The sequence below is a fragment of the Terrabacter sp. 2RAF25 genome, assembly GCF_052115265.1.
GTDB lineage: Bacteria > Actinomycetota > Actinomycetes > Actinomycetales > Dermatophilaceae > Terrabacter.
In genome coordinates, this window is sequence record NZ_JBFRGJ010000001.1 from 316,504 (window position 1) to 328,343 (window position 11,840).

Consider the following 11,840-nt stretch of genomic DNA (forward strand, 5'->3'; position numbering starts at 1 on the left):
CATGTCCGCCACGATGAGGCTGGAGGCCCGGGGCGTCTCGAAGACGTTCGGATCGACGGTCGTGCTGCGCGACGTCGACCTCGACGTCGCACCGGGCGAGATCCACGCCCTCATCGGCCAGAACGGCTCCGGCAAGTCGACGCTCGTGAAGATCCTCACCGGCTACCACGCGCCCGATGACGGAGCGACCGTCGCGGTGGACGGGCAGGCGCTCAGCCTGCCCGTCCGCTGGGGCGAGGCGTCGGCGGCCGGGGTCTCGGTCGTGCACCAGGACCTCGGGCTGCTCGACCACCTCACGGTGTCGGAGAACATCGGCGTCGGCGGCTTCGTGCGCCACCAGCTCTCGCGCAAGATCGACTGGCGCGCCCAGCACGCCATCGCCAGAAGGGTGCTCGACCGGCTCGACGTGCCCGTCGACCCCGGGGCCCCGGTCGGACCGCTCACCGCCATGCGCCGGGCCGAGGTGGCGATCGCCCGGGCGCTGCGCGACCAGCGCCCCGGCGAGGGTCTGGTCATCCTCGACGAGGCCACCCGCTCACTGCCCCGCGAGGAGCTGGCCCGGTTCCACACGCTGCTGCGCAAGGTGGTCGCCGACGGAACCGCGATCCTCATGGTCAGCCACAACCTCACCGAGGTGCTGCGGCTCGCCGACCGCGTCACGGTGCTGAGGGACGGCGCCGTCGCGGCCGCCGGCATCCCGACCGCCGGCCTGTCCGAGCACGACCTGGCCCGGCACATGCTCGGCAAGACCGTCGAGGCCGTCGGCCGCACCCGGCAGCCCAACGCCGAGCCGGGCGGCCCCGCGGCCACCGTCGAGGGCCTGAGCAGCGACGGTGTCGACGACCTGTCCTTCACGGTCGGCCGTGGCGAGATCGTCGGGCTCACGGGCCTGCCGGGGTCGGGCTTCGAGGCCGTCGCCCACCTCGTCACCGGGGGCCGTCGGGCCCGCGCCGGACGCCTCACGACGGGCGCGGGCAGCATCGACCTCGCCCGCTCCGACGTCGCGACGTGCCTCGCCCTGGGGGCGGCGCTCGTTCCCGAGAAGCGGATCCTCGAGGGGCTCGCCGTCGAGCTGAGCATCCGCGACAACATCGCCGTCCCGAGCCTGCGCCGCCGCGGTCGCCCGTGGCACGTCGGCCGACGCTGGCAGGACCACGAGGCGCGCTCGTCGATCCGCCGGCTCGACATCCGCGCCCGCTCGCCCCACGCCCTGGTCAAGGAGCTGTCGGGCGGCAACCAGCAGAAGGTCCTCTTCGCCAAGTGGCTCTCCGTCAGCCCCGACCTCCTCGTCCTCCACGAGCCGACCCAGGCGGTCGACGTCGGGGCCCGTGTCGACATCCTGCGCGCCGTGGCCGACACGGCAGCCCGTGGTGTCGGGGTGCTCCTCGTCAGCATCGAGCCCTCGGACCTGGCCGAGGTCTGTGACCGGATCCTCGTCCACGGCCCCGGCGGCCTCCGCGAGATCCGGACCCAGGACCCCGACGAGGTCCTGCAGGCCATCTACTCCGACCATGCCGACCAAGCCGACCATGCCGACCATGCCGACCATGCCAACCACTCAGACCACTCGGCGTCCGCGCTCGCCGCAGGAGGACCGACCCATGAATGACAGCACCACCCAGAGCTCGGCCGAGCGGCTGAGCGAGCAGACCGGACTGACCGAGCGGATCCTGACCGACAGCGGCCGACCCGAGCAGCCTGCGCCCGCGGTCCGACGCGTCACCCTGCGCAGCCGCCTCGAGCCGCGGTGGCTCCACACCATCACCAGCAAGTACGCCCTCGTGCTCGTCTGGGGCGTCATGGCGCTCGTCTACTACATCCTGATGCCGACCCGCTTCGGCTCCTGGGGCGCGTTCTCGTCGATCTTCGGCAGCCAGCAGGTGCTCGTGTTCCTCGCGATGTCGGCGATGATCACCCTCGTCGTCGGCGAGTTCGACCTGTCGATCGCCTCCGTCATGGGCATCTCCGCGACACTCGTCCCGGTGCTCGCCGGCGTCCACGGCTGGAACGTCTGGCTGGCCTGCCTCGTCGCGATCGGGGTATGCCTCCTCGCCGGGGCCGTCAACGCCTTCTTCGTCGTGGTGATGGACGTCTCGAGCTTCGTCGTGACGCTCGGCACCGGCACGTTGCTCATCGGGCTGGCGCAGGTCGTCTCGGGCTCGAACATCGTGTCGGTCAACAGCCCGGAGCTGGGCAACCTTGCGACCTTCGAGGTGCTCGGGATGCCGATCTCGTTCTACTACGGCATCCTCCTCGCGATCGGCATCGCGTACCTCCTCGGCTGGACTCCCTTGGGGCGCAGCATGATCTTCGTCGGCGCGAACCCCGAGGTGGCCCGGCTCGCGGGCATCCGCGTCCCCCGCATCCGTGCCGGGGCCTACCTCGCCGGCTCGCTGCTGGCCGGGCTCGCGGGCGTCATCATGGTCGCCACCGTCGGCGGCTTCGACTCCTCCACGTCGGCGACCTACCTGCTGCCGGCCCTGGCCGCAGTGTTCCTCGGCACCGCCGTCGTGCAGCCGGGCATGTTCAACCCGATCGGGACGATCATCGCCATCTACTTCCTGACGACCGGGATCTTCGGGCTGCAGCTGCTCGGCTTCTCGGGCTGGATCCAGAACGTCTTCTACGGAGCCGGCCTCGTCGTCGCCGTGACGCTCGCCAAGGTCGTCCGCGACAGGTCACGCACCGACTGACGGGGTCCCACTCACGAGCACGCACGCGTACGCGCGTCGTCACGTACGCGTACGCGCGTCGTCACGTACGCGTACGCGCGTCGTCACCGGCGCGAGCCGCGCCACCACCCTGCCTAACACGCACACCCACCACACGAGAGGGGGCGACCTCGCCATGCACGAGGCCACCCGATACGTCCTCGACCACGCCGAGGAGCTGCGGGCCGAGGCCCGCCCGAGCGACGAGCTCGGCCGGATCACCGACCGCACCGCCCAGATCCTGCGCGCCTCCGGCGGCATGAAGCTGCTCCAGGCCAAGGACTGCGGCGGCCTCCAGGGCCACCCCAACGACTTCATGGACTGGGTCATGGCGGTGGGGATGAACCACCCGTCCGCCGGCTGGGTCGCGGGCGTGGTGGGGATCCACCCCTGGGAGATCGCCATCGCCGACCCGAGGCTCCAGCAGGAGGTCTACGGCGAGGACCCCGACACGTGGGTGGCCTCGCCGTACGCGCCGTTCGGGCGGGCGCGCCGGGTGGACGGCGGCTACCTCTTCAGCGGGCAGTGGCCGTACTCGACGGGGACTGACCACTCGCGGTGGGTCATCCTCGGCGGCATGGTGACCGACGACGCCGGCACGCCGCTGACGCCGCCCGACGTGCGGCACTTCGTGCTGCCGCGGGAGGACTACGAGATCGTCGACGGCAGCTGGAACGTCATGGGGCTCGAGGGAACGGGATCCAAGGACGTACGCATGAGCGACGTCTTCGTGCCCGACCACCGGGTGCTCGACGGCGTCCTCGTGCGCGACAACACCTACAGCGACCGCTGGCGTGCCGGCGAGGCGCTCTACGCGATGCGGTTCGGGGTGATGTTCCCCTTCGCCATCTCGGCGGGCACCTTCGGCATCGCGCGGGGTGCGCTCCGCGCCGCCCACGACCACGTCCAGGCAAGGGTGTCGTCGCAGGGGAGTGCCTCGCGCACGGACCCGTTCGTCCTCGCTGCGCTCGCGCGGGCGGAGTCGGACGTCGAGGCGGGGATCAGCCACGTGCAGTCGACGATCGCGCGCTTCTACGACACCGTCGAGGCCGGCGGTGACATCACGGTCAAGGAGCGGCTGCGCTTCAGGGTCGACCAGGTGCGGGCGACCGGCCGAGCCATCACGGCGGTGCACGAGCTCTACCGGTTGATGGGCTCGAGCGCCATCCAGAAGGGGTCCCCTCTCGAGCCTTTCTGGCGCGACCTGCAGGTTGCCGCCACGCACGTCTGCAACAGCCAGGAGCCCTGCTACCTCGCCTGGGGTCTCGACGCGTTCGGCGGCCAGATCCCCCCGTCCGCCCAGTACTGAGCCGGGCTCCGGCGGTGTCGGCGCGTGACGCGCGGGCGGCGCTCGCCGTCGTCTTCGCCGCGACGATCCTCATCGGGCTCAACGCCACGATGCTCAGCGTGGCGCTCCCGACCGTCGTCGGCGACCTCGGAGCCAGCCCGGCGCAGGGAACGTGGATGCTGCTCGCGTACCTCGTCGTGGCGGGCGCGGGACTGGTGCTCAGCGGGCAGTTGGCCGACTGCCTCGACCTTGCAGCCGTGTTCCGTGCCGGACTCGTGGCCTTCGGGGGCGCCTCACTCGTCCTCGTGGTGACCGGCGACGCTGCCGTCTTCATCGCCGCCCGGGCGGTCCAGGGAGCAGGGTCGGCGCTGATGCTCAGCACGGCGGCGGCGATCGTCAGCGTCAGCCAGCCTCCCGAGCGACGTCGCGGCGCCATGGGGGTCTACCTCGCGGGCTTCGCCATCGCCCAGGTTGCCGCCCCGCTGATCGGGGGACTGGTGACGAGCGCGTTGGGCTGGCGGTGGCTCTTCGTGCTCGGACTGCTCATCGCCGCGGGTGACGTGCTCCTGGGCTGGCGAGCCCTCTCGCGGCTGCCGAGCCGATTGTTCGCCGGCCTGCGGGTCGACGTGCCGGGCAACGCGCTCATCGTGGTCCTCACGACTCTGCTCCTCGTCGCGCTGGCGGAGGTGCAGCGGGGCGGCTGGGGGAGCGTGCGCACCCTCGTTCCACTCGCCGGCGTCGTGCTGGCGGTGCCGGCGTTCGTCGCGGTCGAGCGGCGCGCGCGGTGGCCGGCCGTGGCCGTGGACCTCCTCACCGACCGCCAGTTCGTGCTCGCCAACGTCGCGGCCTTCTGCCTGTGCGTGGGCAGGGTCGTCCCGGCCGTCCTCTTCAGTCTGTGGTTCCAGGGCGTCGACGGCGCCGACCCCGTGAGGGCGGCCCTCCAGATCACCCCTCTCGCCGCGGCCGTCACGGTCGGCACGCTCGCCATCGGACGGCTGGGCCGCAGGCACGACGACGTCATCACCTCTCGGCTGCTCGCGGTCCTGGCGCTCCTCGGGAGTGCGCTGCTCGTCGCGGCCATGTATGCCGGCGCGGCGCCCTGGGCGCTCATCGCCGGTCTCGTCGTGCTCGGGCTCGGCTGCGGGGCGTTCCAGACCGTCAACGGGACGATGATCATCTCGATGGGCGGCCTCACGCGCGCCGGCACGCTCAACGGGATCCGCGCCACCGCGCAGCAGTCCGCGGTCTCCGTCGGCACCGCCCTGCTGCTCTCGCTGGGCACAGGCGGCCTCACGCCCGAGGCGTCCGCCGACTACTACGCGGGGCGGGCCGACCAGCTGAGCGCGACGTCCCTCGAGACGCTGCTCGGCGGGCACCGTTCCGCCGTGTGGGTGCTCCTCGGGCTGACGGTCGTCGGGCTGTTCGCCGTGCTCGGGATGCGCCCCCGAAAGTCATTCCATGGAATGTAAGTAACAGAATCTATGAGGTAGCCCTTGTGCAACAGACGGCTTCGTCCTACATTCTATGTAGCGATTACTACAGACAAGGTCCACGAGGTGTTCCTCGGGCCTGGTCGAGAGAGGCAGCAATGACGCTGACATCCGAGCAGACGAGCCGCACGCTCGAGACGGCTTCCGGCACGATCCACTTCTACGAGGCCGGCGACCCGGCCTCCCCGGCCGTGGTGCTCCTGCACGGCTCCGGACCCGGAGCGACGGGGTGGAGCAACTTCAAGACCAACATCGAGGTCCTGGCCGAGCACTTCCACGTCATCGCCCCCGACATGCCCGGCTGGGGCCGGTCGCAGGCGGTCACCCGCGAGGAGTCGGACCACGCCCGGGCCGCCGTCGACCTGCTCGACGCGCTCGGGATCGAGCAGGCGGCCTTCATCGGCAACTCGATGGGCGGCATCACCACCCTGCGCGTCGCGACCGAGTTCCCGGAGCGCGTCAGCCACATCATCACGATGGGGCCCGGCTCCGGCCCCCAGCCGAAGATCGTCTCGCCCGGTGGCGGTCTCTCCGAGGGCATGCGCACGCTCGTGGCTGCCTACCGTGACCCGTCCGTCGAGTCGATGACCCGCCTCACCGAGGTGATGACCTACGACAGCGCACGCTTCGCCACCCCGGAGCTCGCGGCCGAGCGGGCCGAGAACGCCAACGCCCACCCGGAGCACCTCGCGAACTACCTCGACGGCTTCGCGAAGGGTGGCCCCATCGCGAAGTGGTTCCGGCTCGAGGACCTGCCCAAGGTGCAGATCCCGGCCCTGCTCATCCACGGCCGTGACGACCGGGTCGTCCACTTCGAGAACACCCTGCTGCTCCTCGCCCACCTCCCGAACTCGCGCGCGGTCCTGCTCAACCGCTGTGGCCACTGGGCCCAGGTCGAGCACGCCGACGAGTTCAACCGCCTCGTCATCGACTTCGTGAGCGCCAACTAGCCCACGACCCGCTCAGCAGACGCCCTCGGGCGCCGGCGGAAAGGAATTCCCATGACCGACGTGCTCGGCAACATCAAGGAGAACGCCTCCGTCCTCAAGGACGAGGCCAAGCCCAGCGACGACCTCGGCCGGCTCACCGACCGCACAGCGAGTGTGCTGCGCGAGAGCGGTGTGATCCGCCTCTACCAGCCGAAGGAGTTCGGCGGCTACGAGGCCCACCCGGTGGAGTTCATGGAGGCGGCCATGGCCGTCGGCGCTGCCTCACCCTCCGCGGGATGGGTGACTGGCGTCGTGGGCGTGCACCCGTGGGAGATCGCGATGTTCGACACCCGTCTCCAGGAGGAGATCTGGGGCGAGGACCCCGACACGTGGACCGCGTCGCCGTACGCCCCGTTCGGCCGGGCCACGAAGGTCGACGGCGGCTTCCTCTTCACGGGCCAGTGGCCCTACTCGACGGGCACCGACCACTCCGAGTGGGTGATCCTGGGTGGACTCGTCGTCGGCGACGACGGCGAGCCGACGATGCCGCCGGACATGCGCCACTTCGTGATCCCGCGCAAGGACTACGAGATCGTCGACGACAGCTGGAACGTGCTGGGCCTCAAGGGAACCGGCTCGAAGGACGTGCGGATGACCGACGTCTTCATCCCCGACTACCGCGTCGTCGAGGCACCTCTGATGCTCAACGGCGCCTACGAGGACCGACAGCCCGGCAAGTCGCTCTACCGCCTGAAGTTCCCCGTGGTCTTCTCCGCGGCCATCAACTCCGGAACGCTCGGCATCGTCCAGGGTGCCCTCGACGTCTACCGCTCGTACATGGAGCAGCGGGTGTCCGCCGACGGCCGCGTGGCCCGGCGCGACCCGATCCAGCTCAACGTCTACGGCGAGGCCGCCGCCGACGTCGCCGCATCGCGCACCGTGCTGCTCAACGACATGAAGGAGCTCTTCGACCACGTCGACAAGGGTGGCGAGGTGTCGTGGAGCCAGCGGCTGACGGTGCGCCGCAACGGCGTCCGTGCCGTGCGCCGGGCCGTCGACGCCGTCGACCGCCTCTACAAGATCAGCGGCGCGCAGGGCATCCACGAGCGGCTCCCCAACGAGCGCTACTGGCGCGACATGCAGGCCGGCCTCAGCCACATCTGCAACGTCTCCGAGGCCATCACGGTCGAGTGGGCCACCGACGACCTCGGTGGCGAGGCCTCGGTCCCACCCGTCTTCGCCTGACGGCCGACCCCAACCCGAACCGACCACCCCGAAACGAGGAGATCGACGATGATCACTTCCCTTGCCTACCTGGGCATCAACTCACCGAAGAAGGACGAGTGGCCCGAGATGGCCACCCGCTTCTGGGGTGCGATGGTGACCGACCCCGGACCCGACGGGGCCGTGCGCCTCAAGTTCGACGACGCCCAGTGGCGCCTGCAGATCCATCCCGGCGAACGCGACGAGACGGCATACCTCGGCTGGGGGGTCGACTACGAGGAGGACATCGACCGCGTCGAGAAGGCCCTCGCCGACCTCGGCGTCTCCAGCGAGCGCGGCGACGAGGCCCTCGCCCAGGCCCGGGCCGTCAACCGCATCCTCGTCTTCACCGACCCGTGGGGCTTCCGCCACGAGGTGACCTGGGGCCAGAGCCACGTGCGGTCGTCGTTCCGACCCGGCCGCGCGATCACCGGTTTCGTCACCGGCGCGCAGGGCCTCGGCCACGTGCTGCTGCTCATGCCCGACATCGAGGCGGGCCACGAGTTCTTCACGAAGCTCGGCTTCCGGCTCTCCGACAAGATCATCGTGCCGGGGCGGCTCAACGCCCGCTTCTACCACTGCAACGCTCGCCACCACACGCTGGCGCTCGGGCAGTGCCCGCCCGGGGTCGCCGGCCTCAACCACCTGATGATCCAGGTGGGCTCGATCGACGACGTCGGCACCGGTTACGAGATCGCCCAGGAGATCGGCGTGCCGATCACGCTGACGATCGGGCGCCACTCCAACGACCAGCAGTTCAGCTTCTACCACTCGACGCCCAGCTCGTTCCACGTCGAGTACGGCTACGGCGGTCTCGAGGTCGACGAGGAGACCTGGATCCCCAAGGTCTACGACCGGACGGCCGTCTGGGGTCACGAGCAGCACCCCGACGGCAAGGGTCGCCCGCCCGGCATCATGCACCCGCTCGCCGACCCGTCGCTGCCGGCGGCCGAGGAGGCCTGAGCAGTCGTGTCCGCAGTCCCGGCCCCCTTCGAGGCGGCCGCGACGCTGGTGGGGGTCGGCCCTGCGCCGACCCCCACCGCACGTCGCGAGCGCCTCCGCGCCCTCCTCTCCGACGGCCTCACCGACGCGGGCACCCTCGTGCTGCCCGGCGCGACGGACGCGCTCGGCGTCCGCCTCATCGAGGAGGCGGGCTTCGAGGCCGCGTACGCCACCGGGGCCGGTCTCGCCAACGCGCAGTACGGCGTTCCCGACATCGGCCTCGTGTCGCTCGGCGAGGTGGCCGACCACGTCGAGCGGCTCGCCTCGGCGACCCACCTGCCGCTCGTCGTCGACGCCGACACCGGCTTCGGGCAGCCGGTCATGGCGATGCGGGCCGCGCGGCGGCTCGAGCGCGCCGGCGCCGCGGCCCTCCAGCTGGAGGACCAGGACATGCCCAAGCGCTGCGGGCACTTCGACCACCACGCGCTCATCCCGACCCAGCACATGCAGGCCAAGCTCGTCGCGGTGCGCCAGGCCCTAGAGGACCCGGCGACCGTCGTCATCGCGCGCACCGACGCCAGGAGCGTCCACGACATCGACGAGGCGATCCGGCGAGGCCACGCCTACGTGGAGGCCGGCGCCGACGTCATCTTCGTCGAGGCCCCCCGCACCGTGGAGGAGCTCGAGCGGGTCGGCCGTGACCTCGCCGGCGTGCCACTCGTCGTCAACGTCGTCGAGGGTGGCAAGACGCCGCAGCTCAGCCTCGCCGAGTACCGCGACCTCGGTTTCGGCATCGTGCTCTTCGCGAACTTCCTCATGAGGGCGGCGATCCGCGCGGGGTCCGAGGCCCTCGCCCACCTGCGTGCGACGGGCGAGACGGCGTCGTATGCCGGCCGGATCGCGACGTGGCAGGAGCGCCAGGCGCTCTTCCACCTCCCTGAGTTCTCTTCTGCCGAGGCGCACTTCGATGCACCTGCCGATACCCGGGCGGGTGTGCGATGAGGGAGGAGCCGGGCATCCCGGCCGCAGGTCTGCCCGTCGACGCCGAGCTGCCCGACCGGGTCGGGGTGCTCGTGCTCGGTGGTGGCCTCGCCGGTGCCGCCGCCCTGCTCGCCGCCGCCGAGGCCGGGCAGTATGCCGTCCTGCTCGAGAAGACGGACGCGTTCGGTGGGTCGACGGTGCGCTCGGCGGGACTGTCGGCCTTCGTCGGCACGGACGAGCAGCGGGAGCAGGGCATCCCGGACTCCGTCGAGCTGTTCCGCAAGGACCTCCTCGAGACGGGTGGCCACGTCAACGACGAGGACCTCGTCGACCTCTACTGCGAGCGCCAGCTCGACACGTACCGCTGGCTCAAGGGTCACGGCGTGCGCTACGGCCACATCCACGCCGCGTCGGGGCAGTCGGTCCCGCGCTCGCACCCGACCGACACGACGGCGATGCTGCGTTCGCTCTTCACCGCCGCCGGCCGGCTCGGGGCCCGGCTCGTCCTCGGCGCGGACGTCACCCGGATCCTGCACGACGGCACGCGGGTGACCGGCGTGCTCGTGATGCAGGGCGGTGAGGAGCGAGAGGTCCTGGCCGACGCCGTCGTCCTCGCGACGGGCGGCTTCTCGCGGGACCGCGAGATGCTCCAGCGATTCGCGCCACAGATGGCGCAGGCACTGCTGGCCGGGGGAGAGGGCAACCACGGCGACGGGCTGCGCATGGCGATGGCGCTCGGCGCCGGCCTGCGCGACCTGCCCTACGTCAAGGGCACCTACGGGATCTTCCACGAGCCGCACCACGGCGAGGACGGCACCGGCATCCTCGCCGTCTACAAGGGCGCGGTCGCCGTCAACCGGAGCGGACGCCGCTTCGTCGACGAGTCGATCCCCTACAAGGCGCTCGGAGACGCGAGCCTGGCGCAACCGACCGCCCGCACCTGGCAGGTGTTCGACGCCAAGGTCATGGCCCAGTCCAACGACGAGGTGCCCATCTACGACTTCGCCGGTCGCGAACGCGCCGGCATGCTCGAGACCTCCGACACCCTCGAAGGCCTCGCCGAGCGGCTGGGCACGGAGCCGGGCGTCCTCGAGTCCGAGATCGCCGACTACAACGCACGCATCGCCGCCGGCGAGCCCGACCCCCTCGGCCGCGTGCACGTCGTCGGCGGAGTCGGCGAGCGGCAGCCCGTCGACACCCCGCCGTTCTACGCCCAGCTGTCCGGCACCGTCGTGCTCGCCACCTACTGCGGCGTCACGGTCGACACCTCGATGCGGGTGCTCGACGTGTTCGGTGAGCCCATCCAGCGGCTCTACGCGGCAGGGGAGCTCGTCGGCGGGTTCCACGGCGCGGGCTACATGACCGGCACGTCGATCGGGAAGTCGGCCGTCTTCGGCCGGGTCGCCGGCGACGCTGCCGCACGCGAGGAGAGTGAGCTCCAGTGGTGACCGACCTGTTCGACCTCACCGGCCGGGTGGCCGTCGTCATCGGCGCGGCCGCGGGCGGGCTCGGGGAGCGCATGGCGCGCGCCCTCGCCGACCACGGCGCCACGGTCGCCGTCGCCGACCTCGAGGGCCAGGAAGACAAGCTCGCCGAGACGCGTGCGCTCTGCGGCGACACCGCCACGGCGCACGCCGTCGACGTGACGAGCGAGGACTCGGTCCGCGCGCTCGCCGACGCCGTCGTCGCGGCGCACGGTCGCGTCGACATCGTCGTCAACGCCGCCGGTGTCATGCTCCGTCGAGAGGTCGGCGACACCTCGCTGGAGGACTTCGAGCGCGTCATGCGGGTCAACGTCTCCGGTTGCTGGCTCGTCGGTCGCGAGTTCGGCCTGCGCCTGGCCGCGGCCGGGTGGGGCCGCATCGTCAACGTCACGACGGTCTACGCCGAGCGGGTGGGACCGGTGCCCGAGAGTGCCTACTACGCCTCGAAGGCGGCGGTCGTGAACGTGACCCGTTCGCTGGCGAGCGAGCTCGGGCACTCCGGGGTCACCGTCAACGCCATCGCCCCGGCGGTCTTCTACCCCACGGCCATGACCGCGCCGCTCGGCAACGACCCCGAGCGCCTCGAGTGGTTCGCGCAGCGCACCATGCTCGGCCGACTCGGCGACCCGGCCACCGACCTCGCCGGCCCCCTCGTCCTGCTCGCGTCACCCGGCTCGGCGTACATGACCGGACAGGTCGTCTACGTCGACGGCGGCTGGTCCGCGTGGTGAACCCCGAATCCCTCTGCCCTT

The 11,840-nt window shown here is 71.3% G+C and carries 10 protein-coding genes; all 10 read left to right on the top strand.

Going from position 1 to position 11,840, the window contains the following annotated elements; all coding sequences use genetic code 11:
• The first annotated feature begins 1 nt into the window (after position 1).
• The 10 genes from AB4091_RS01465 to AB4091_RS01510 all read left to right on the top strand — a co-directional run bounded on the left by AB4091_RS01465 (position 2) and on the right by AB4091_RS01510 (position 11,819).
• Positions 2-1,609, top strand: a complete 1,608-nt coding sequence (locus AB4091_RS01465; RefSeq protein ID WP_442289954.1) for a sugar ABC transporter ATP-binding protein — start codon at positions 2-4, stop codon at positions 1,607-1,609.
• On the top strand, positions 1,602-2,693 hold the full coding sequence (locus AB4091_RS01470) for an ABC transporter permease (protein ID WP_442289955.1): 1,092 nt from the start codon (positions 1,602-1,604) through the stop codon (positions 2,691-2,693). Before AB4091_RS01465 ends, AB4091_RS01470 begins: the two co-directional genes overlap by 8 nt.
• Before the next feature lie 154 nt (positions 2,694-2,847).
• Positions 2,848-4,020, top strand: a complete 1,173-nt coding sequence (locus tag AB4091_RS01475; RefSeq protein ID WP_442289956.1) for an acyl-CoA dehydrogenase family protein — start codon at positions 2,848-2,850, stop codon at positions 4,018-4,020.
• Between the two features lie 14 nt (positions 4,021-4,034).
• Positions 4,035-5,468 (top strand): MFS transporter, encoded by a 1,434-nt coding sequence (locus AB4091_RS01480; protein WP_442289957.1) that lies wholly within the window; start codon positions 4,035-4,037, stop codon positions 5,466-5,468.
• Positions 5,469-5,587: 119 nt separating this feature from the next.
• Positions 5,588-6,439: an alpha/beta fold hydrolase gene (locus AB4091_RS01485; RefSeq protein WP_442289958.1), complete on the top strand. Its 852-nt coding sequence runs from the start codon at positions 5,588-5,590 to the stop codon at positions 6,437-6,439.
• 51 nt (positions 6,440-6,490) lie between these two features.
• Positions 6,491-7,663, top strand: coding sequence for an acyl-CoA dehydrogenase family protein (locus AB4091_RS01490; protein ID WP_442289959.1), 1,173 nt, complete (start codon positions 6,491-6,493; stop codon positions 7,661-7,663).
• 48 nt (positions 7,664-7,711) lie between these two features.
• A complete protein-coding gene (locus AB4091_RS01495) occupies positions 7,712-8,644 on the top strand; it encodes a VOC family protein (RefSeq protein WP_442289960.1) in 933 nt (310 codons plus the stop codon).
• A gap of 6 nt (positions 8,645-8,650) precedes the next feature.
• A complete protein-coding gene (locus AB4091_RS01500) occupies positions 8,651-9,625 on the top strand; it encodes an isocitrate lyase/PEP mutase family protein (RefSeq protein ID WP_442289961.1) in 975 nt (324 codons plus the stop codon).
• The gene (locus tag AB4091_RS01505) at positions 9,622-11,052 is read left to right on the top strand and encodes an FAD-dependent oxidoreductase (RefSeq protein ID WP_442289962.1); all 1,431 of its coding nucleotides are present in this window, start codon (positions 9,622-9,624) and stop codon (positions 11,050-11,052) included. Before AB4091_RS01500 ends, AB4091_RS01505 begins: the two co-directional genes overlap by 4 nt.
• Positions 11,049-11,819, top strand: coding sequence for an SDR family NAD(P)-dependent oxidoreductase (locus AB4091_RS01510; RefSeq protein WP_442289963.1), 771 nt, complete (start codon positions 11,049-11,051; stop codon positions 11,817-11,819). Before AB4091_RS01505 ends, AB4091_RS01510 begins: the two co-directional genes overlap by 4 nt.
• The last annotated feature ends 21 nt before the right edge of the window (positions 11,820-11,840 follow it).